19 protein-coding genes and 1 pseudogene are annotated in these 21,539 nt (G+C 70.8%); 5 read left to right on the forward strand and 15 right to left on the reverse strand.

Going from position 1 to position 21,539, the window contains the following annotated elements:
- Positions 1-90: 90 nt before the first annotated feature.
- The 4 genes from DSM104299_RS17420 to DSM104299_RS17435 form a co-directional block, all read right to left on the reverse strand.
- Entirely contained in the window at positions 91-1,059 is a 969-nt protein-coding gene (locus DSM104299_RS17420) for a YhjD/YihY/BrkB family envelope integrity protein (protein WP_272472913.1), read from the reverse strand.
- Between the two features lie 81 nt (positions 1,060-1,140).
- The gene (locus tag DSM104299_RS17425; RefSeq protein ID WP_272472914.1) at positions 1,141-1,509 is read right to left on the reverse strand and encodes a DUF4267 domain-containing protein; all 369 of its coding nucleotides are present in this window, start codon (positions 1,507-1,509) and stop codon (positions 1,141-1,143) included.
- Between the two features lie 93 nt (positions 1,510-1,602).
- Entirely contained in the window at positions 1,603-2,205 is a 603-nt protein-coding gene (locus tag DSM104299_RS17430) for a dihydrofolate reductase family protein (RefSeq protein ID WP_272472915.1), read from the reverse strand.
- An 88-nt stretch (positions 2,206-2,293) separates the two neighbouring features.
- The gene (locus DSM104299_RS17435) at positions 2,294-2,791 is read right to left on the reverse strand and encodes a hypothetical protein (RefSeq protein WP_272472916.1); all 498 of its coding nucleotides are present in this window, start codon (positions 2,789-2,791) and stop codon (positions 2,294-2,296) included.
- A 156-nt stretch (positions 2,792-2,947) separates the two neighbouring features.
- On the opposite strand from DSM104299_RS17435, the gene DSM104299_RS17440 reads away from it, so the two are divergent.
- A complete protein-coding gene (locus DSM104299_RS17440; protein WP_272472917.1) occupies positions 2,948-3,151 on the forward strand; it encodes a dodecin family protein in 204 nt (67 codons plus the stop codon).
- 33 nt (positions 3,152-3,184) lie between these two features.
- On the opposite strand, the gene uvrA is transcribed toward DSM104299_RS17440, so the two are convergent.
- The 6 genes from uvrA to uvrB all read right to left on the reverse strand — a co-directional run bounded on the left by uvrA (position 3,185) and on the right by uvrB (position 12,047).
- Positions 3,185-6,103 carry an excinuclease ABC subunit UvrA gene (gene uvrA / locus DSM104299_RS17445; RefSeq protein WP_272472918.1) on the reverse strand — a complete coding sequence of 973 codons (2,919 nt, stop codon included), beginning with the start codon at positions 6,101-6,103 and terminating at the stop codon, positions 3,185-3,187.
- Positions 6,104-6,181: 78 nt separating this feature from the next.
- A complete protein-coding gene (locus DSM104299_RS17450) occupies positions 6,182-7,024 on the reverse strand; it encodes a class I SAM-dependent methyltransferase (RefSeq protein WP_272472919.1) in 843 nt (280 codons plus the stop codon).
- An 82-nt stretch (positions 7,025-7,106) separates the two neighbouring features.
- The gene (locus DSM104299_RS17455; protein WP_272472920.1) at positions 7,107-8,189 is read right to left on the reverse strand and encodes a glycoside hydrolase 5 family protein; all 1,083 of its coding nucleotides are present in this window, start codon (positions 8,187-8,189) and stop codon (positions 7,107-7,109) included.
- Positions 8,190-8,257: 68 nt separating this feature from the next.
- Entirely contained in the window at positions 8,258-9,133 is an 876-nt protein-coding gene (locus DSM104299_RS17460) for a DivIVA domain-containing protein (RefSeq protein ID WP_272472921.1), read from the reverse strand.
- A 71-nt stretch (positions 9,134-9,204) separates the two neighbouring features.
- Entirely contained in the window at positions 9,205-9,969 is a 765-nt protein-coding gene (locus tag DSM104299_RS17465) for an HhH-GPD family protein (protein ID WP_272472922.1), read from the reverse strand.
- Between the two features lie 53 nt (positions 9,970-10,022).
- A complete protein-coding gene (gene uvrB, locus DSM104299_RS17470; RefSeq protein ID WP_272472923.1) occupies positions 10,023-12,047 on the reverse strand; it encodes an excinuclease ABC subunit UvrB in 2,025 nt (674 codons plus the stop codon).
- Between the two features lie 66 nt (positions 12,048-12,113).
- Between uvrB and DSM104299_RS17475 the strand changes: the two genes are divergently transcribed.
- The gene (locus tag DSM104299_RS17475; RefSeq protein WP_272472924.1) at positions 12,114-13,616 is read left to right on the forward strand and encodes an amino acid permease; all 1,503 of its coding nucleotides are present in this window, start codon (positions 12,114-12,116) and stop codon (positions 13,614-13,616) included.
- On the opposite strand, the gene DSM104299_RS17480 is transcribed toward DSM104299_RS17475, so the two are convergent.
- Together DSM104299_RS17480 and DSM104299_RS17485 are read right to left on the reverse strand one after the other, a co-directional pair.
- Entirely contained in the window at positions 13,613-14,281 is a 669-nt protein-coding gene (locus DSM104299_RS17480) for a type 1 glutamine amidotransferase family protein (RefSeq protein ID WP_272472925.1), read from the reverse strand. The two genes, DSM104299_RS17475 and DSM104299_RS17480, sit on opposite strands and share 4 nt — an antisense overlap.
- A gap of 11 nt (positions 14,282-14,292) precedes the next feature.
- Positions 14,293-14,775 (reverse strand): annotated as a pseudogene (locus DSM104299_RS17485) (DMT family transporter).
- A 48-nt stretch (positions 14,776-14,823) separates the two neighbouring features.
- Here DSM104299_RS17485 and DSM104299_RS17490 point away from each other — a divergent pair.
- A complete protein-coding gene (locus tag DSM104299_RS17490; RefSeq protein ID WP_272472926.1) occupies positions 14,824-15,132 on the forward strand; it encodes an ArsR/SmtB family transcription factor in 309 nt (102 codons plus the stop codon).
- Between the two features lie 6 nt (positions 15,133-15,138).
- Here the strand turns inward: DSM104299_RS17490 and DSM104299_RS17495 are convergent, their stop codons facing one another.
- Genes DSM104299_RS17495 through DSM104299_RS17505 form a run of 3 tightly spaced genes read right to left on the reverse strand, consistent with a single transcriptional unit; the run spans position 15,139 to position 18,889 of the window.
- Positions 15,139-16,701: a pilus assembly PilX family protein gene (locus DSM104299_RS17495; RefSeq protein WP_272472927.1), complete on the reverse strand. Its 1,563-nt coding sequence runs from the start codon at positions 16,699-16,701 to the stop codon at positions 15,139-15,141.
- Entirely contained in the window at positions 16,698-17,438 is a 741-nt protein-coding gene (locus DSM104299_RS17500) for a PilW family protein (RefSeq protein ID WP_272472928.1), read from the reverse strand. The genes DSM104299_RS17495 and DSM104299_RS17500 overlap by 4 nt, the downstream gene beginning before the upstream one ends.
- Positions 17,435-18,889: a prepilin-type N-terminal cleavage/methylation domain-containing protein gene (locus DSM104299_RS17505; RefSeq protein WP_272472929.1), complete on the reverse strand. Its 1,455-nt coding sequence runs from the start codon at positions 18,887-18,889 to the stop codon at positions 17,435-17,437. The genes DSM104299_RS17500 and DSM104299_RS17505 overlap by 4 nt, the downstream gene beginning before the upstream one ends.
- A 235-nt stretch (positions 18,890-19,124) precedes the next feature.
- Between DSM104299_RS17505 and DSM104299_RS17510 the strand changes: the two genes are divergently transcribed.
- Together DSM104299_RS17510 and DSM104299_RS17515 are read left to right on the forward strand one after the other, a co-directional pair.
- Positions 19,125-20,339, forward strand: a complete 1,215-nt coding sequence (locus DSM104299_RS17510; protein WP_272472930.1) for an ROK family transcriptional regulator — start codon at positions 19,125-19,127, stop codon at positions 20,337-20,339.
- 57 nt (positions 20,340-20,396) lie between these two features.
- Positions 20,397-21,533 carry a substrate-binding domain-containing protein gene (locus DSM104299_RS17515; protein WP_272472931.1) on the forward strand — a complete coding sequence of 379 codons (1,137 nt, stop codon included), beginning with the start codon at positions 20,397-20,399 and terminating at the stop codon, positions 21,531-21,533.
- Positions 21,534-21,539 lie beyond the last annotated feature (6 nt).

Here is a 21,539-nt window from a genome sequence, read left to right on the forward strand (position 1 = left end):
ATCGTCGTCCTGGTGCCCGAGGACGCCGAGGTCCGCGTCGGCGGCACCGGCATCGTCGGCCTGCGCGGCGCGCCGAGCGCTGACCGCCGCTCAGCCCTTGTCGCGTCTGCGCCGGCGCGCGCGGATCTGCAGGCGCAGCGTGTCCCAGCGAGACCGCGTCTGGGTGGTGATCTCCCGCCACTGGCGCCGGACCTCGTCCTCGGCGGGTCGTTCGCCGCGGGCGATGCGGTCGAGCTCGTCGCGTACCTCGCGGCCGGCCGCCGCCGAGCCGACGGCGATGACCATGACGCAGAAGAGCGCCGAGATCATCGCGAACACCGCCCCGATGACGCCGTAGCGGGTGGCGTAGGTGCTGAACAGGTGCGGGACGTACACCGCCGCGCCGATCGAGTAGAGCGCGAGCAGCGCCGCGCCGATCACGCCGAACGGGATCAGCGCGCGGCGCGCGACCCGCTTGGCGCTGAGCACCCAGCCGGTCCAGATCAGGAAGCCGACCGACAGCGGCATGGTCAGCAGCGTGGCCGAGATCTCGAGCCGGCTGTGGCCGAGCACGCCCTGGAGGAGGCCGCCGAGGGCCAGGTACACCACGAGCCCGGCGATCCAGAGCAGCCCGTTGAAGGTGTTGCGCACGCTCAGCGCGTCGAGCTCCCAGGTCTGCTCGAACAGCCGTTGCACCGCACGGGAGAAGCTCAGGACCGCGACCATGAGGAAGAGGAACCCGGTGATGCCCAGGCTCGTGGTCGCGCCGGTGGGCGGCGAGAAGACGTCTCTGACCGCCTCGGCGCCGCCGCCCGTCAGGTCGTAGCGCGCGACGATGCGGTCCGCGGTGCCCTTGCCGCCGAGCTCGGACGACAGGGCGCTCGTCACGATCGTCAGCGGGATGATGGCCGTCAGCGCGCCGGAGGCCAGGGCGATCGAGCGGTCGAAGCCCGCCACCTTCTGGAACCGGCTGACGACGCGGAGCAGGAACTCGGGGCGCAGCCAGAACGTCAGGGTGCGCACGAGGCGCTCGCGGTCCGCGTGCCGCCACCGGCCCTCGTGGGGCTGCTCGTCCTCCATGGCTCAGATCCTCCGTGACATCGCGCTCAGGTCAACTCGGCAACGGGCGACCGCATCGCCGCCACGCTGGCGACGCGCGCCTCAGCCGGCGTCGCGCAACGCCAGGGCGGCCCACGCGACGGCGCTGAGCGCCACGGCCGTCAGGAGCGTCGCGCTCGCCTTCGGCAGGTACCCCGCGCGCCCTCCGGCGACGGCGGCCAGCGCATCGGCGGCATCGCAGCCGGCGCCGATCATCAGCCACTGGCGCTGCGCGTCGCCGCTGCTCGTCAAGAGCCCGACGCCCAGGGCGGCGTCACGGGCGCCGAACAGGCGGGCGAGGTACGGCGCCTGCGGGTTGCCGTCGGCGTCGAGCCCGAAGGCGCGACCGGCCTGGCGCGGCGTCGCGAACGCGGAGCCGCCCACCGCCAGACGCGCGATCGCCAGGGAGGTCACGAGGTTGGTCTGGCCCATCGCGCAACCCTACCCGAGCGTCGCGCGAGCGCCGCGCGGTGAGCGCCGCGCAGCGGGCGCCGTCCACTGCGCGCCGCCCACTGACCGCCGCGTTCAGCGCACGACGCGGTAGTGCATGTGGATCACACCGGCCTCGCCTTCGCGGGTCCGGGTGCGCTCCAGCTCGATGTGCTCGGAGTCGAGGTGGTCGAACAGCCGGCGCCCCTGGCCGAGCAGCACGGGGACGAGATGGATCTCGAGCTCGTCGAGCACGCCGGCCGCGAGCGCGAGCTGCGCGGTTCCGGCGCCATGGACCAGCACGTCCTTGTCGCCGGCCGCTCGCTTGGCCTCCGCCATCGCCATGCCGACGTCGTCCACGTAGGTGACCAGCGGCCACTGCCCCACCTCGCTGCCCGGCTGACGGCGGCTCAGGATGAAGATCGGCACGCCGTCGTGGTGGTCGCCGGCCCAGCCGCCGGCCGGCTCGAAGGTCCCGCGGCCGGCGACGACCGCGCCGGTCGCCAGGAACTCGGCGACCACCTGGCCGTTGACGCCGGCCCGGCCGTCCACGAGCGTCCTGCCGCCGCCGCCGGCCTCCGTCAAGGCCCACTCGTGCAGGCGGTCCCCGCCGTCGCCCAACCCGTTGCCCGGCCCCTCGTTGGGTCCGGCGATGAAGCCGTCGAGCGACATGGACATGTACAGCACGGTTGCGGACACGGCGTCTCCCTTCGTCGTCTGCCTCTCTCCTGAGACCGTGGGAAGCCGCCGAGCTCATCGCGCGGCCCGGCGACCGCTCCCGGCCGGGTCAGGCCGCCGGCTCGGCGAGGACCTCGCCGAGGCGCTCGAGCATCCCCTGCTCGCCCGCGCTGACGCGCTCGGCGTGGAACCCCATGAACCCGCCCTCCTTGGCGGCGTTGGCGGCCGCGGTCGCGGCGGCCAGCAGCCATTGACGCACCGCCGTGGCGTCCTCGGCCGATGCCTTCTCGGTGAGCAGCCGGTTGACCGCGCCGAGCTCGTCGAGGATCTCCACCCCGGCCGTCGCGCCCTTGCTCGGCTTGAACCCCGACAGCGGGCTCTTGTGCGCCCGCGCGTCCGCCTCGACCTCGCTGGCGATCGCGGTCACCAGCTCGCCGTGCTCGCCGCCCGCCGCGCCGCCGAGCACGGTCTTGAGCGTCGCCGCGGTCTCCTTGACGGCCTCGATCGGGCCACCCGGATCGGCCAGCGAGATCGCCATGCCTGCCACGAACGGCGCCCGCTTGAGCCGCGTCCAGTCCTCCTCGGTGAAATCGGCCTTCGACGTCATGCGCGCCTCCTGATGGGTGGCCCGACGCGGACGTCGAGCTCGGGAGATCCATCCTCCCTCATCGCGCCGGCGCGGCAAAGATTCTGCACCTCGGCCAGGACTTCGGGTAGGACGGGACGATTGTCCCACGAACTGGAGGCCGTCATGGCTGAAAGCGTGTATCGCGTTACCGAGGTCATCGGCGTCAGCGACGAGTCCTGGGAGGCCGCCGCCCGGGCGGCGGTCGCGACCGCGGGCAAGACCGTCCGCGATCTCCGCGTCGCCGAGGTCGTCCGCCAGGACCTCACGATCGAGGACGGCGGCGTCGTGAACTTCCGCGTCCGCCTCGGCATCTCGTTCAAGTACGACTCGGGCGACTAGGCCGACTCGGCCGCCCTCGTCGCCGCGGCGGAGCTAGGCCGCCGCCGGGACCTTCTTCGCCCGCGGCGCCCTGGCCTTCCGCGCCGCCGCCGGCGGCTTGGACGCCTTCGGGCTCACGAGGTCCGCGAGGAACGCGCCGGTGTGGGAGCCAGGGGTGCCGGCGACCTCCTCCGGGGTTCCGGTCGCGACCACGATGCCGCCTTCTTCGCCGCCCTCCGGGCCCATGTCGATGAGCTGGTCGGCGGTCTTGATGACATCGAGGTTGTGCTCGATGACGACGATCGAGTTGCCGGCGTCCACCAGGCGCTGCAGGACTTCCAGCAACCGCTGGACGTCGGCGAAGTGCAGGCCGGTGGTCGGCTCGTCCAAGATGTACAACGTGCGACCGGTCGCGATCTTCGACAGCTCCGTCGCGAGCTTGACGCGCTGGGCCTCGCCGCCCGACAGCGTCGTCGCCGGCTGGCCGAGCCGGATGTAGCCGAGCCCGACGTCGCGCAGCGTCTCGAGCCGCCGGTGGATCTTCGGGATGTGCTGGAAGAACTCCACGGCCTCGCTGACCGGCATGTCGAGCACGTCCGCGATCGTCTTGCCCTTGAAGCGCACCTCGAGCGTCTCGCGGTTGTAGCGCTTGCCGTGGCACTGCTCGCATGGCACGTAGACGTCCGGCAGGAAGTGCATCTCGATCTTGATCTGGCCGTCGCCGCGGCAGACCTCGCAGCGCCCGCCCTTGACGTTGAACGAGAACCGCCCGGCCTTGTAGCCGCGCGTCTTGGCCTCCGGCGTCTTGGAGAACAGGTCGCGGATGACGTCGAACAGGCCGGTGTAGGTCGCCGGGTTCGACCGCGGCGTGCGCCCGATCGGCGACTGGTCGATCTGGATGATCTTGTCGACCGCGTCCAGCCCCAGGACCGCGGTGTGCGCGCCCGGCCGCTGCCGCGCGCGGTGCAGCTTGTTGGCGACCGCCTTGAACAGCACCTCGTTGACGAGCGTCGACTTGCCTGACCCCGAGACGCCGGTCACGCACGTCATCACGCCCAGCGGCACGCGGACGTCGACCTTCTTGAGGTTGTGCTGCGACGCGCCCCGGATCTCGATGTGCCCGCTCGGCTTGCGCCGCGTCGCCGGCACCTCGATCGTCCGCGTCCCCGACAGGAACTGGCCCGTCAACGACGACTTGACCCGCATGACCTGCTTGGCCGTGCCCTGCGCGACGACCTTGCCGCCGTGCTCGCCCGCGCCCGGACCGATGTCGATCAGGTGGTCGGCGGCGTGCATCGTCTGCTCGTCGTGCTCGACGACCAGCACCGTGTTGCCCAGGTCGCGCAGGCGCTCCAGCGTCCCGATCAACTTGGTGTTGTCGCGCTGGTGCAGGCCGATCGACGGCTCGTCCAACACGTACAACACGCCGACCAGCGCCGAGCCGATCTGCGTCGCCAGCCGGATCCGCTGCGCCTCGCCGCCCGACAGCGTCGCCGCCGCGCGCTCCATCGACAGGTAGCCGATCCCGACGTTCTCCAGGAACTGCAGGCGCTCCTGGATCTCGCGGAAGATCAGCCGCGCGATGTGGCGCTCGGTCTCCGACAGCTCGACCTCGTCCAGCCACACCAGCGCGCGCCGGACCGAGTAACCGCAGAACTCGTGGATCGGGATCCCGCCGACGAGCACGGCCCGCGACTCCGGCCGCAGGCGCGCGCCCTTGCACACCGGGCACGGCACGAGCGACATGTACTCCTCGATCTTCTCGCGCACGCCCTCGGAGTCCGTCTCCCGATAGCGGCGCTCCAGGTTCGAGATGATGCCCTCGAAGCGCGTCGAGTACGCCCGGCGGCGGCCGTAGCGGTTCCGGTAGGACACCTCGACGCGATCGCCGTTGGTGCCGTGCAGGAAGAGATCCTGGTGCTTGGCCGAGAGCTGGCCCCACGGCTTCTCCATGTCGACGCCGTACTTGTCGGCGATCGCCTCGGTGATCTGCTCGTAGTAGTTGGAGGCCGAGTTCGCCCACGGGGCGATCGCGCCCTCCCCCAGCGACAGCGACGGGTCCGGCACGACCATCATCGGGTCGATCTCCATCTGGGAGCCCAGGCCGGTGCACCGCTCGCACGCGCCGTGCGGCGAGTTGAAGGAGAAGATGCGCGGCTCGAGCTCCGGGATCACCGGGCCGTGGTCCGGGCACGCGAACTTCTCGGAGTACAGCGTGACCGTGGCTTGGTTGGGATCCCCATCCGCGCGCGGGACCGTCTCGATCTCGATCATCCCGTCGGCGAGCGCGACCGCGGTCTCGATCGAGTCCGCCAGCCGCTTGCGCACGCCGTCGCGCATCACCAGTCGGTCGACCACGACCGAGATGTCGTGCTTGAACTTCTTGTCCAGGACGATCTCCTCGTCCAACGACCGCAGCTCGCCGTCGACCTTCGCGCGCTGGAAGCCCTCGGCCAGCAGGTTCTTCAAGGCCTTGCCGTACTCGCCCTTGCGCCCGCGCACGACCGGCGCGAGCACCATGAACCGCTCGCCCTCCGGCAGCTCGAGCACCTGGTCGATGATCTGCTCGGCCGACTGCCCCTGCACCGGCTTGCCGCAGATGTGGCAGTGCGGGTGGCCGATGCGCGACCACAGCAGGCGCAGGTAGTCGTAGATCTCGGTGACGGTGCCGACCGTCGACCGCGGGTTGCGCGACGTCGTCTTCTGGTCGATCGAGATCGCCGGCGACAGACCCTCGATCGAGTCCACGTCGGGCTTGTCCATCTGCCCCAGGAACTGGCGCGCGTAGGCCGAGAGCGACTCGACGTAGCGGCGCTGCCCCTCGGCGTAGATGGTGTCGAAGGCGAGCGAGGACTTGCCCGATCCCGACAGGCCGGTGATGACGGTCAGCGAGTCGCGCGGCAGGGTGACATCGATGCCCTTGAGGTTGTGCTCGCGGGCACCGGAGACGACGATTGCGTTCTTCGGCGGCACTGTCGAACGAGTGTAGCCAGGGGAACAGACGTTCCCATTGAACGCTGACGCCAGGCGCCGATCTGCAGGGAGAACGCGCTAGGCGAAGCCCATCCGCCACACCGAGAGCAGCCGTCGGCGCACCGGCGCCGCCCGCGCCGCGGCGGGCAGCAGGGCGCCGTGGACCGGCCCGCGACCGCGCTGGATCCGGACCGTCTCGAGCGCCGCGACGCCAGGCAGCGCCCGCAGCGCGCGCTCCTCGCCGGCGTCGATCCCCCAGTCCCACGGCGGCGCCTTGTACCCGCCGCCGGAGCGGTCGGACCGGCTCAGCCCGCCGGCCTTCGCGCTGCGCTCCGCGAGCCACGCGGGGATCGCGTCGAAGACCAACCCGCTCCCGCCGAACCGCGCCGCGCACGCGCGCAGCAGCCCGTGCACCTCCGCGCGCGCGAAGTACATCAACAACCCTTGGGCGGTGAGCAGCACGCCGCGCGACGCGTCGACCTCCCCCGCCCACGCGTCGACGTCCAGCGCCGAGGCCGCGACCGAGCGGCGACGGCCGGCGTCGTCGCCGGACGCCGGCAGCGCCTCGTCGCGCACGGCCACCGTCTCCGGGAGGTCCACGCCGATCCACCGCACGCGCCCGTCGTCGACGCGCCAGAACTGCGTCTCCAGCCCCTCGCCCAGCGCGACGACCGTCCCGCCCGGATGCGCGTCCATGAAGCGCCGGACTTCGACGTCGAACGTCCGGGCCCGCAGCGCCTGCCACTGCCCCAGCCCCTCGCCGTCGCCGAAGCGCTCGGCGAACGGGTAGTCGAGGCGGTCGACGAGCGACACCGCCACCGGGTCGGCCAGCACCGCGTCGGGCCGTCGCGCCTCGACCGCGCGGTGATGCAGCGTCCACAGCAGCGTCTCGGGGACGCCGCCGAGCTCCACGCGGACCACGAGCGACCTAGGTGGGGGATCGGGTGGCGTCAGACGCCGTCCGGGCCGTCGAGCGCCCGCATCGGACCGTGGAACAACCCATCTAGCCCTCCGCCGCCTTCGTGACGGCCTTGAAGGCGCCGAGCGCCGGCTTGGCCCGGAACGTCCCGTCGGTCCGGAACTGGTTCAGGCCCGAGTAGTCGAAGGAGTTGGGCGAGCCGTTGTCGACCGTCGCCCACGTGTACCAGAACACGCGCGCCAGCTTGAGCGACCTGCGCTCCTTCAACAGCAGCTTGAAGACGTCGCGCAGCCGCGAGGCCTGACCGGACTCCGTGGTCTCCCAGTTCTGGGTCAGCGGCTTCTTCTTGCCCTTGGCCGAGGACCACGTCAGCTCGGTGAGCCACAGCGGCACGCGCTTGTAGCCGCGCTTGTCCAGCGCCTCGCGGTTGAGCCGCACGATCTTGACCGCGTTGGACGGCCGGCCAGAGAACGGATGCGCGCCCGCGGCGTCGAACTTCAGCTTGGGCCCGGACACGTCGAGCAGCTTCGCCAGGTCGCGCCACGAGTAGTTGGCCATCGAGGCCATCAACACGGTCGCGCCCGGGTCGGCGCCCTTGACCGCCGGGTAGGCGGCGCGCAGCAGCGTCGCATAGGGCTTGGCGAACGGCTGATTGGTGAAGTAGTCCTTCAGGTTGGGCTCGTTCCAGATCTCCCAGGCGCGCACCGGGCGCTTGGCGACCTCGGGGTGCTCGAGCCACAGCGACCCGGACGGGCCGTAGCGCGCGACCAAGGCCTTCAGGTAGCCGGCGTAGTCGGAGGACTTGGTCGGCGGCGTGAACGGCGAGGCGGCGCCGCCGTTGGCCCAGCCGGGCGCGCGCAGCGCGAGGCCCAGGACGTCGATCCCCTGCCTGGCCGCGGCCAGGACCTTGCGATCCGTGCCGGCCCAGGCGAACTGGCCGGGCGCGGGCTCGATCAGGTCCCACGCCATCTCGACCCGCCACGACTGGACGCCCGCGGCCTTCATCTGCGCGGCCTGGGCGTCGAGGTCGACGAGCGGGTCGTCCAGCGGCCCGTTGACCATGACGCCGAAGAAGCCGGGCGGCGTGGCGGCGTGGGCGGAGGACGCGACGGCGGGCGCGAACAGCAGCGCGCCCGCGACGAGCAGGGCCAGGCAGAGACGGAGCATCTAGGCCCCGAACGCGATCGGGGCCGTCGAGTTGCGGGCGGCCCCGCATCTCATCCGTGCGGGGTCCGTCAGGACTCGACCGTCGCGTAGACCTCGTCGAGCAGCCCGGCGCGGTCGGCGAGGTCGAAGTTCTCGGCCAGGTAGCGGTCGGTCTCGTCGCGCGAGGTGCCGTTGAGCGCCATGTTGAGCGCCACGAGGCGCGCACCCTCGGCGTCCGCGTCCGCACCGCCGGCGGCCGCCGGAGCGGCCGGAGCCGTGTCCTCGACCGCGAGATCCTCGCCGGCCTCGGGCTCGTCGTCCTCGAAGAGCGGCTCCTCCTGCGCGGGCTCGGAATCGACGTCGGGCTCGGGCGCGTCGGCGACGACCGCCAGCGGGACCGACTCGACGACGCGCGGCGCCGCGGGGGCCGGCGGCGTGCCGCCCTCGCCCTGCCCAGCGGCGTCGTACAGGTCGCCCATGCCGCCCTCGAGCAGCGAGAGGTCCGCGGTCAGGCGGTTGGCGCCGGTGCGCAGGGACTCGACGAGCCCGTTGAGCTCGGACTCCATCGCGTCGACGCGCTGCAGCATCTGCTTCGTCGCCGAGCCGACCTGGCCGACGTGCTGCTGGGAGCGCTCGACGGCCTCGTCCCGTGTGGTGCGCGCGTCGGACTCGGCGTCGGACCGGATGCGGGACGCCTCGTCCTGCGCGCCCTGCTCGATCGCGGCCGCGCTGGCCTCGGCAGCCTGGACGATCGACATGACCTGCTCGGACGCGGCCTGCGCGATCGAGGCCGGCGAAGACTTCGCGGGAGCGCTCGCGGCGACGCCGCCGGAGCCGGCACGCCGCTTGAGGTCTTCGACCTCCTCGGCGATCCGCGCAAGGTGCGCGTCGACCGCCTCGGGCTCGTATCCGCGACGCCCGATGGGGAAGTCGCGCTTCTCGATGCTCTGCCGGTCCAGGGCCATGGCGCGAACCCTAGTGGATCGACCTGTCGGTTCGGCCCCGCGGCGAGACGGCAGGTCGGTCCACCCGGCTGTCAGGTCGGAAGGGAGAGGACGTCGCCGTCGCGCCGGACGAGGCCGTCCCTGATCAGCGACGCGATCGCCCGCTCCAGGCGCTCCAGCTCGATCCCCTCCGGCAGCTCCGCCCCGGCCGCCAGCGCCGCGATCACGCGACCGCGGACCCAGCGGTTGGAGTCCTCGAAGCGCTCGCGCGCGATGCCGTCGCCGGCACGACCCCGCGGCGCGATGTCGACCGCGCCCGCCGAGGCGCAGGACGCGCTGACCGGGCAGGCGGCGCAGGCCGCTTCACGCGCGCGACACAGCATGGCGCCCAGCTCCATGAGCGCCTGGCCGAGCTCCGGCGGCGTGCGGCGGGGCGTGAAGCCCGTGCGCTCCAGGACGCGACGGACGTTCGTGTCGACCGGCAGCTCGTCGCGCCCGAACGCGAACGCCCCGACCGCGGCCGCGGTGTACGGCCCGATGCCCGGGAGCGTCCCGAGGTCGTCCGGCCAACCGTGCTCGGCGACGTGCGCGCACGCCTCCCGCAGCCGCAGCGCGCGGCGGTTGTAGCCGAGGCCGACCCACTCGGCCAGGACGTCGGCGACCGGCGCCGCCGCCAGCGCCCCGGGCGTCGGCCACCGCTCCAGCCACGCCAGGTACCGCGGGACGACCCGGGCGACCTGCGTCTGCTGGAGCATGACCTCGGAGACGAGGATCGCGTACGGATCCCGCGTCCGCCGCCACGGCAGATCCCGCGCCTCACGGCCGTACCACTCCAACAACGTCTCGGCGAACGACACTCGGGCGGGACGCTACCGCCCAGGGCGCCCTCTCGCTGAGGACCGGACCCGCCCTACGCCGGCGCCTCCATGTCCGTCAGCTGCCGCAGGTCGCGCCGCAGCTCCCGGATCTCGTCGCGCAGGCGCGCCGCGTACTCGAAGCGGAGGTCTTCCGCCGCCTCGAGCATGTCCTTCTCCAGGTCGATGATCGTCTTCTCCAGCTCGCTCGAGGTCAGGGTCTCGGACTTGACCTTCTTGCGGTCGGTGCGGCGGCCGCGCTTCGGCGTCTTGGAGTCGCCCTGCAGGAACTCGGCGATGTCGGAGATGCCCTTGACGATCGAGGCGGCGGTGATGCCGTGGTCCTCGTTGTACTTCAGCTGGATCGCGCGGCGGCGATCGGTCTCCGACAGCGCGGCCTTCATCGCCGCCGTCTCCTTGTCGGCGTACATGATGACCTTGCCATCCACGTTGCGCGCGGCGCGCCCGATCGTCTGGATGAGCGACGTCTCGCCGCGGAGGAAGCCCTCCTTGTCGGCGTCGAGGATCGCCACCAGCGAGACCTCCGGCAGGTCCAGCCCCTCGCGCAGCAGATTCACGCCGACCAGGACGTCGTACTCGCCGAGCCGCAGGTCGCGGATGATCTGGATGCGCTCCAGCGTGTCGACCTCGGAGTGCAGGTAGCGGACCTTGAACCCCATCTCGAGCAGGTAGTCGGTCAGGTCCTCGCTCATCTTCTTGGTGAGCGTGGTGACCAGGACGCGCTCGTTGCGGTCCACGACCTCGCGGACCTCGTTCATGAGGTCGTCGATCTGGTTGCGCGTCGGGCGGACGTCCACCGCCGGGTCGACGATGCCGGTCGGTCGCACGATCTGCTCGACGAGCGCACCCGCGTGCGCCCGCTCGTACTGCCCCGGCGTCGCGGACACGAACAGCATCTGCGGCGCGATCGTCAGGAACTCGTCGAACGTCTGCGGCCGGTTGTCCAGCGCGCTCGGCAGCCGGAACCCGTAGTCGATCAGCGTCTGCTTGCGCGACCGGTCGCCTTCGTACATGCCACCGATCTGCGGCACGGTCTGGTGGGACTCGTCGATCATCAGGACGAAGTCCTCGGGGTAGTAGTCGAGCAGGCAGTACGGCCGGTCCCCGGGCATCCGCCCGTCCAGGATCCGGGAGTAGTTCTCGATGCCGTTGCAGAACCCCATCTCCCGCAGCATCTCCATGTCGTACTGCGTCCGCTGGCGCAGCCGGTGCGACTCCAGGAGCTTGCCCTCGGCCTCCAGCTCGATGCAGCGGGCGTTCAGCTCGCGCCCGATCTCCTCGACCGACCGCTCGACGGTGCCCTCGCGCACGTTGTAGTGCGACGCCGGCCAGATGCCGACGTGCTCGAGGTCGGCGTGGATCAGCTCGCCGGTCAGCGGATCGAACTCCTGCAGCTGCTCGACCTCGTCGCCGAAGAACGTCGCGCGGTAGGCCGCGGACTCGCTGTAGGCCGGGAAGATCTCCAGCGCCTCGCCCCGGACCCGGAACGAGCCGCGCCCCAGCGCCTGGTCGTTGCGCGTGTACTGGATCGTCACCAGCTTGCGCAGCAGCAGGTCGCGGTCGGTCTCCTCGCCCTTCTTGAGGAGCACGAGGTTGTCGTTGTAGGTCTCCGGCGAGCCGAGGCCGAAGATCGCCGACACCGACGCCACGATGATCACGTCGCGCCGCCCGAAGAGCGCGGCCGTCGCCGCGTGGCGCAGCCGGTCGATCTCCTCGTTGATCGCCGAGTCCTTCTCGATGTACAGGTCCTTGCTCGGGACGTAGGCCTCGGGCTGGTAGTAGTCGTAGTAGGAGACGAAGTACTCGACCGCGTTGTCGGGGAAGTAGCTGCGGAACTCGTTGCACAGCTGCGCGGCCAGCGTCTTGTTGTGGGCCATTACGAGCGTCGGGCGCTGCACGCGCTCGATCACCGACGCCATGGTCATCGTCTTGCCCGTCCCGGTCGCGCCGAGCAGCGTCGTCATCGGCACGCCGGCGTCGAGCGCCTTGACGATCCCGTCGATGGCCTTGGGCTGGTCGGCCATCGGGCTGTAGGAAGCGTCGAGGCGGAAGGGCGGCATGGGTTCGAGGGTACTCGGCCGGTCGGTCCGGTTTGGGCCGTCTGGCACCCGGAGACACCTCCCCGCATGGCAACGACGGCGGGGAGGGGCGGCAGCCACCCGAAGAGTGGCCCGGGGACCGACTACGGCGGGATCTTCGCCCGCAAACGCGGCAAGCACCTCAAGCGCGAGGCCGACGACTCGTCCGGCCTGCGGCGCGCCGTCGGCGCCCTGGACCTCATGGCGCTGGGCATCGGCGGCACGATCGGCACCGGCATCTTCGTGATCATCGGCGAGGCGATCGGCCAGTCCGGGCCGGCGATCGTCCTCAGCTTCGCGCTGGCCGGCATCACCTGCATCTTCTCCGCGCTCTCCTACTCCGAGCTGGCGGCGGCGATCCCGATCTCCGGCTCGGCCTACACCTACAGCTACGCCACGCTCGGCGAGCTCGTGGCGTGGATCATCGGCTGGGACCTCATCATCGAGTACGGGTTCTCGGTCTCGACGATCGCCGTCGGTTGGGGCGGCTACCTGAAGGACCTGCTCGACAGCCTCTTCGGCCTCTCGCTGCCCACCTCGATCACCGCTCCGCCGGGCGAGGGCGGCACGGTCAACCTCTTCGCCGCCGGCCTGGTCATCGCCGTGATGTTCCTGCTCATGGCGGGCGTGCGCGAGAGCGCGCGCGCCAACACCATGCTCGTGCTGACGAAGCTCCTGATCCTGGTGTTCTTCGTCGTCGTCGGCTTCACCCACTTCACCGGCAGCCACTTCGACGACTTCGCGCCGCACGGCACGAGCGGCACGGTCGACGCGGCGGCGCTGATCTTCTTCGCCTACATCGGCTTCGACGCGGTCTCGACGACCGGCGAGGAGGCCAAGAAGCCGCAACGCGACCTGCCGATCGGCATCATCGGGTCGCTGGCGATCGTGACGGTCGTCTACATCCTGGTCGCGGTCGCGGCGATCGGCCTCGTGCCGTCCAAGACGCTCGCGGGCGCCGACGCGCCGCTGACCGAGGCGATCCGCCAGGGCGCCGGGCTCGGCAGCTGGGCGGGCGACATCATGTCCTTCGGCGCGCTGGTGGCGATCACGAGCGTCGTCCTGACGATCTTCTTCGGCCAGACGCGGATCTTCTTCTCGATGTGCCGCGACGGGCTCGTCCCGTTCGGCAAGGCGCTCAGCAAGCTCTCGCCGCGCAAGGTGCCCGTCCGGATCATCACGCTCTTCGGGATCCTGATCGCGATCATGGCCGCGCTGATCCCGCTCAGCGAGTTGGCCGAGCTGGTCAACATCGGGACGCTCTTCGCCTTCCTGCTGGTCAACATCGGCGTGATCGTCCTGCGCCGCACCGAGCCGGACATGGAGCGCCCGTTCCGCGTTCCGCTCGTGCCGCTGTTCCCGCTGATCGGCGCGGCGCTGTGCATCTACCTGATGACCAAGCTGCAGGGGACGACCTGGTGGCGCTTCGGGATCTGGCTGGCGCTCGGCCTGCTGATCTACGCGTTCTACGGCCGGTTGCACTCGCGCGTCCAGCGCGACGGCCAGGACGGCGAGAGCGGCACGCCGGTCACGAGCGGCGCCGGGGGCTAGGCGGACAACTCGGTGACGCGGCGCACCGGCGCGTGGCCGGTGACGTGCCACGCCGCGCCCGGGCCGATCACGCGACCGTCGACGAGCAGCGCGCCCTCGTCCAGCGCCCAGCCCTCGACCACCAGACCGGCCTCGACCGCGTGGACGAGCCGGCCGAGCGTGCCCCACTGGGCGGCGTGGACGTCGACCGCGAAGTCGACGAGCCCGAGCCCCGGGACCACCGTCACGGGATCGAGGTCCTCACCGGCCTCGTCCGGGCAGACGGCGCCACCCTGCGCGTCCTGCCAGCCGCCGACGATCGCGCGATCCGCCGCCACCGCGGCGCCCGCCGAGAACCCCGCGTAGACGACGCCCGCCGGCAGCGCCCAGCCGGCCAGCAGCTCGGCGTACAGCGGCGTGAGCCCGGCCACGACGTAGACGCCGGCCACGCCGGCGACGTCGTCGCCGGCGATCGGCCGGTCCGCCGCGAGCACCACCGGCCGGACCTCGGCCGCCCCGTCCAGCGCCGCGGTCCAGCGCTCGACGTCCACGCCGCCGCCCTCGTCGACCATCACGAGCGCGATCGGCCCGCCGCCGCACGCGGCCACGAACGGGCGATGGGTCGGGAGCACCTGCTCGGGCTCCCGACCGCCGCCGATGAGGAACGGGCCGCCGGAGGAAGGCATGGCCCGTGCTTCTACCAGGCCCAGGTCGCCGCCGACGACCACCAGCGCGACGCCGGCGAAGGCGCCGCCACGAAGCCGAGCAGGCGCGACGACGGCCGCTCGCCGGTCATGCGCCAGCGCATCAGGACCGTCAGCGCCGGCAGCGTCGCGGCGATGACCGACGCGTGCTGCGGCGTGGTGTGGCGCAGGCCGACGTAGGACAGCAGGTTGAAGCCGGCGAAGCCGAGCGTGCCGAACAGCCAGGCGCGGCGGAACCGGCCGTCCTAGCGCACGGCGCCGCGCCCTTCGACGGCGGCCAGCAGCGTCAGGAAGATCAGCGTCGCGATGCCGTAGCGGATCGCGGTGATGTGAGCGGCGTCGACGTGGTCCATGGCCACGTCGGCGATCGGGAACATGCCGCCCCAGCAGAGGACGGCGATCAGCGACGGGAAGTGCGGAGGCATTGGGGAGAGGTGCTCCCCGGGGAAAGGGTAGTTCGATGGATGTCGAAACATCGTAGCAAAGGTTCGACGGATATCGAACCACGCGCTACCCTATGTCCCGTGGACCTGCATCAGCCCGACACCTCGGCCCTCGACCTGACCACCGTGCTCCAGGCGCTGGGCGACCCCGTGCGGCTGAAGATCGTGCGCGCGCTGGACGCCGCCGGCGAGCAGGCCTGCGGCTCGATGGAGCTCGGGGTCAGCAAATCCACCCGCTCCCACCACTTCAAGACCCTGCGCGAGGCGGGCGTCACCTTCACCCGCATCGAAGGCACGCACCGCCACGTCTCCCTGCGCCGCGACGACCTCGAGGCGCGCTTCCCCGGCCTGCTCGACGCCGTCCTGCAGACGGCGCCGATCGCGGTCTAGCCGGACCTAGCCGGTCTGGACCGGCGACTGCTCGGACTGGCGGAGGACGCCCCAGAGCGCGGTCGTCGGATCGAGGAAGTTCGGCGGCTCGCGGTAGCGCAGCCGCTTGTCATAGTTGTAGTCCTTCGTGTACCCGTTGCCGCCGCTGGTGCCGACCGCGCCACGCCAGTACTGCGTGATCGCACCCTTCACCGTCAGGTTCCCGAGGCCGCTACCGCAATCCCAGTTGTCGGTGATGAACGAACCCTGCGTGGCGAGGATGGCCGCGTCGATCTCGTTGACCTGCGAGCCCCCGTTGTTGCTGCAGCCGCCCTGGTTCGACGAGCGGTTGGACGGCGTGACCGGGTGGTAGACGCGCACGAACTGGTTGGCCACCAGACCCATCATCGCGCTGGTGTTCGCCCACTTGAGGTCGTCGGTGACGATGACATCGTCCTCGGACCCGATCGTGACGTTCGTCCCGTAGTTGCCCGACACCGCGACGTCGCCGCAGTTGGACGAGTTGCTGTAGTTCTGCAGGTAGTCGTAGGCATCGGGGCAGGTGCCGTTGTTGGCGACCCAGATCACCGTGTTGGCGCCCAGGGTGTACGTGGTCGTGGCCCCCGTGCAGTTGACCGTCCCGCCAACCCCCCAAGTGGTCTGGTTGGGGTAGACGGTGAGCGTGGCGCCGCTGAACTTCAGGCAGGTGTTGCCCTTGAACTTGTAGGTCGCCTGGCTGGCGAGCTGGAGGTTGTTCTTCGGGAGCTCGAGCGACTTGGCCGGCGCGACCAGCGTGCCGGTCGGCGTCACCGAGCCGCTGCAGCCCTGCTTGTACCAGCTGCTCGCGTTCGGGGCCTTGACGATCTCGACCTTGTCCGCCGCCGAGGAGCCGAACTGCGGGTTGCCGCACACGAGCACCGACGAGTCCTCGGTGTGGAACGGGCCCGCGATGACGTCGGTGTCGCGGAACGTGATGTCGGTGCAGCCCGACGGCCGCGTCAGGCGGGTCTGGTCGCAGTTGTCCTGCGCCCACTGGACGTTCGTCGCGTTGCCGTAGCTGGGCGGCGGGGCCGTCTCGCGCTTGGTGTAGTAGATGTAGTCGATGAAGCCCGCGCGGCGGAACTTCGCGACGATCTGGCGGAGCTTGCCATTGAAGCGTCCGGTCGACCGGACGGTGAGGACGCCGTCGGTGAGCAGGTGCGAGCCGGGGTCGGCCTGGCAGGTCGCGTTGTCGGTCGTGTCGCCGACGAGCTCGACCGCGAACGCCTCGTCCGAGCCCGGCACGTTGCGCCAGCCCGTCGTCGCCGTGGTGGCCGGCCGGCCACCCTTGAGGAAGATCCCGTTGGTGGCGTCCGCGCACTTGGTCCAGTAGTTGGTGTCCCGCTGGACCTGGAACTGGTACCACTGCACGCCAGCCTCGGCCGCCTCGTACGCGCGCTTGCTGTCGCTGTCCTTGGTCGTGCCGGGCAGCGCGTTGTTCGCGGCGGCCCAGGCGCTGACGGCGAAGAGGCTGAGCACCATCATCGTGATGGTTACGGCGACCAGGGTGAAGCCTTCCTGGTCGCTGACGAAGCGGCGGCAGCGGTTCATGGGCATGCGGTGGGTGCGGTTGGGTCGGCGTCGAAGGTCGAGAGCGTTCCGCTCCCGCTCACGACCGCGCGGCTGTTGTCATCGACGTGGCTCGTCGACGAGATGGTGGTGAACTCGACGCCGACCTTGACGACGGTCGGCGCGACGGACGTGCTCAGTGGCGTGCCCGCCGGGTTGGTCGAGACACCGCCGACCTGCGCCGGGTCGGTCGCGCTGGCGACGTACGGGTAGTAGGTGAAGACGGGCAGGTCGACGCCGGTATTCGGGTCCTTGGCCGGGATCACGTCGCTGACCAGCGTCGCGGTCGGACCGACCTGGGTCGTCCACCCATCCGCGGTCGAGTTGTAGGCGTAGGTGTCGACCGTGAACCGGCCCGGCGTGCTCCCGGACTTGGGCAAGAAGGTGATCTTGTACTTCTCGGGCGAGCCCGAGGCGCCGTCGAGATCGGCGTAGAACGTGACCGAGTTCTGATCGCTGTTGGCGAAGACCGGCGCCGTGGTGACGTCGGTGGTCTTGACGACCTGGGTGCACACCTGCGCGTCGAGCAGCCGGACGATGCGGTCCAGCGCATAGCGCGCCCGCTCCGTGTTGTCGACGCGGTTCTGGATCTTGGTGGTGGCCTTCGTCCCGTTGATGAAGACGCCCATCAACGCGGTCAGCACGACGCCGCCGATGGCCATCGCCGCGAGCAGCTCGATGAGCGTGAAGCCGTCGTCGCGGCGCAGGCGGTCGATCATCCGCATTGGTTCGCGCTCCCCGAGCCGGCGAGCGAGCCGTTGACCGTCGCCGCGTCGTTCGCCGGCGACGTCGCCTTCAGCGTGATCCCGCTCATGCTGGGCAGCGCGTGGTAGGCGCCGCTCGGCGGCGCCGAGGCGCTGCCGCTGTACTTCCAGTAGCGGTAGCCGCTGGTGCCCGGGGTCGCGGTCGTCTCCGCGCAGACCGAGTACAGGCCGTAGGGCATGTCGAACGCCACGTCGGTGGCGTTGGGGGCCACGCTGGTGATCGTGCCGCCGGGCGGCGTGCCGGGCAGCGACTCACAGGTCGCCGTCATGTACGTGTAGGTCGAGTCGTAGTACGGCGTGATGTACGCGCGCACCGCCTCGCTTCCGGAGGCGATGTTGCTGTCCGTCAGGTGCAGCGTGAGGCGCCGCAGGTAGGCGCGGCCGTCGGGGACCGTGGTGCCCGGCGTCGGGATGATGCTGCTGTTGGTCAGCGCCGTCGACGAGTTGCTCGCGTAGTTCGCCGGGTTGTTGCCCGCGCAGGAGCCCGCGTAGAACGACCAGCCGGCGGCGAACGGGAACAGCTTGGCGGTGGTGAAGCTCGCGACGGGGCTGGCGCTGGTGGCCGGCGGCAGGGTCTTGGTCTGCGTGCTGATCGACACCGAGGTCCACGTCGTGGGCGTCGTCCCGTCCTCGCGGTAGAAGGCGACCGGGCTGAAGATCGACGGCTGGTCGAAGGTCACCGACGCGGTCGAGACGTCGCCGACGACCACGCTCGCCGTCGTGGCGCCCGGCGAGTTGCCGTCGGTGTCCATGAAGTTCCAGGGCGATCCGCCCTTGGTGACCGTCACCGGCCACTGGCCGGCGTTGATCGCCGGGAAGAAGACGCAGCCGGCGGCGCTCGTCACGAGGCTCTGGCCTGCGGCGGTGACGGTCGCGCCGGCGACCGGCGCGGCGCCGCGATCCTGGACCTTGACCATCAGCGAGCCCGCGGTGCGGTTGGCCTCCTTGCCGCGCGGCGCCATGATCGAGTCGGCGACGACCGGCGCGGCGCCGTCCATGTTCGGCCAGCTGACCGAGGAGCGGATCCTCAGGTACTGCGACGTGCCGGCGGTGTCCGGGGTGGCGCAGCTCGTCTCCACGCCGGAGTCGGTGGCCCAGTTCGCGGTCGAGGTGACCGTGTACGGGACCTTGTCGACGCCGGTCTCCGTGCTCACCGACCGGTAGCTGGCGCTCGACGCGAGCGTGAACTTCAGCTGGCGCATCCGGTTGAGGTCCTCGTGCGCGATGTCCGACGCCACCGACTTGGACCGCACCTTCGCGGACGCCGCCGTGGAACGATCGATCACCGACAGCGTTGCCAGCGAGAGCGCGGTGAGCAGGACCATGCTCACCATCACCTCGATCATGCTGAAGCCCGCCTCGCCGGCGAGGCGGGCCCGCAGCCTGGTAGCAGGAAAGCCGCTCATCTCCCCCGAAGCGTCGGCACGCGCCCGGCCCAGGTGTAGGGCAGGCGGACGAACGTCCAACGGTCCGCCACCGGACTCGAACCCTCGTCCAGAAGCCCTGGACAGGCGCGGCGCGGGTCGTCATCGGGGGTCGCGGACGGTTCGTACGCAACATGGGCAAAGCACGCTGCGCTTAATGCGCAGTTCATTCGCTGTCTTGACAAACCTCGATTGCGCGTGAGAGGGTCGCGTCGAGATGGGTCATGAAGGGTCCGGATCGCTCGAGTCCCTGCGCGAGCGGAACCGTCGGCGAGTGCTCAGCGCGCTCCGGGTCGCAGGGATCACCAGCCGCGCCGAGCTTGCTCGGCGCACGGGTCTGTCCCGTACCACCGTGTCTTCCTTGATCGCCGACCTCGTCCGCGACGGCCTCGTCGCCGAGCGCGTGGACCACACCGCCGCCCCGGGCGCGCAGGGTGGTCGACCGCCCGTCCTCGTGTCGCTCGACCGCCGTGCCGGTGCCGCCGTCGGCGTCGACTTCGGCAAGAGCCACGTCACGGTGGCTGTGGCGGACCTCGGTCATACCGTCCTGTCCGAGGTCCGACGGGAGCTGCCCAGCGACCACCGCGCCGAGCAGGGCCTGGACGCCGCGAGCCAGCTCGTGGAGTCCGCGCTGCAGGAGGCGGGCATCGACCGCGGCTACGTCCTCGGCGTCGGGATGGGCCTGCCGGGCCCGGTCCACTCCGACACGGGCACGGTTGGCTCCACGTCGATCCTCCCCGGCTGGGTCGGGATCACGGCCGCGCGCGCGATGAGCGACCGCCTCTCGCTCCCCGTGCGCGTCGACAACGACGCCAACCTCGGCGCGCTCGCCGAGCACGTCTGGGGCGCCGGCGAGGGCGTCGAGGACATGATCTACCTCAAGCTCGCGACCGGCATCGGCGCGGGCCTGGTCCTCAACGGCAGGCTGTACGTCGGCGTCGGCGGCACCGCCGGTGAGATCGGCCACACGATCATCGACGAGCACGGCCCCGTGTGCCGCTGCGCCAACCGCGGCTGCCTCGAGACGCTCGCGTCGGGCGCCGCGACCGTCGACCTGCTCCGCCCCACGCTCGGCGACGACCTCACGCTCAGCCGCGTCGTCGAGCTCACGCTCGAGGGCCACCCGGCCGCCACGCGCGTCGTCGCCGACGCCGGCCGCCACATCGGCCGCGCGGTCGCCAACCTCGTCAACCTGCTCAACCCCAGCCGGATCGTCGTCGGCGGCGAGATGGCCGCGTGCGGCGATGTCCTGCTCGACCCGCTGCGCGCCGAGTGCCAGCGCCACGCGATCTCCAGCGCCGGCGACGACGTCGAGGTCCACCACGGGCCGCTCGGCGATCGCGCCCAGGTCCTCGGCGCCCTGGCCCTGGTGCTGCAGGACGCCGAGACGTTCTCCACGCCCGTCGACCACCTCGCGGAGGCCCAGGCGTGAACACCCCAACTTCCCTCAATCCCTGTCCCCTGCACCTCGAGGAGGAGCGTGCTTTCCATGCGTAGTACGAAGTGGGTCTCGGTCGTCGCGGCCGCAGCCCTCACGTTCGGCGTCGCCGCCTGTGGCAGCGACGACAACGACAACAGCAGCTCGAGCACCGGCTCGAGCGGCGGCGCCAGCACGGCCGCCAAGAGCGGCGGGAGCGCGAAGAAGATCGCGCTGCTGCTGCCGGAGTCCAAGACGGCTCGGTACGAGTCCCAGGACCGTCCGAACTTCGTGAACAAGATGAAGGCGCTCTGCCCCGACTGCCAGATCATCTACTCCAACGCCGACCAGGACGCCGCCAAGCAGCAGCAGCAGGCTGAAGCGGCGCTGACCCAGGGCGCCAACGTCCTGGTGCTCGACCCGGTGGACTCCGCTTCGGCGGCGGCCATCGTGACCCGCGCGTCGCAGTCGAAGGTCCCGGTCATCTCGTATGACCGCCTGATCCTCAACTCGAAGCCGGACTACTACATCTCGTTCGACAACGTGCAGGTCGGCAAGCTGCAGGGCACGAGCCTGGTCGACAAGCTCAAGAAGGACGGCAAGAAGGGCTCGATCGTCATGATCAACGGGGCCCCGACCGACAACAACGCCAAGCTGTTCAAGCAGGGCGCGCACTCGGTCATCGACTCCAGCGGCTTCAAGGTCGCCAAGGAGTACGACACGCCGGACTGGTCGCCCGACAAGGCGCAGTCCGAGATGGAGCAGGCGATCACGGCGCTCGGCAAGAACGGCTTCGTGGGCGTCTACTCGGCCAACGACGGCAACGCCGGCGGCATCATCGCCGCGATGAAGTCCAACGGCGTCGACGCCAAGAAGATCCCGATCACGGGTCAGGACGCCGAGCTGGCCGGCGTGCAGCGCATCGTCGCCGGCACGCAGTACATGACGGTCTACAAGGCCATCAAGGCCGAGGCCGAGGCTGCCGCTCAGCTCGCCTACGACGTGTCGCAGGGCAAGACGCCCGACGCGGCCACGGTCAACGGCAAGACGAACAACGGCCAGGCCGACATCCCGTCGGTGCTGCTCAAGCCGGTCGCCGTCACGGTGGACAACATCAACGACACGATCATCAAGGACGGTTTCTGGAAGGCCTCTGAGATCTGCACGTCGCAGTACGCTGCGGCTTGCAAGTCTGCCGGGATCCAGTAACCACCT

The organism is Baekduia alba, from assembly GCF_028416635.1.
In the GTDB taxonomy this organism is placed as follows: Bacteria; Actinomycetota; Thermoleophilia; order Solirubrobacterales; family Solirubrobacteraceae; genus Baekduia; species Baekduia alba.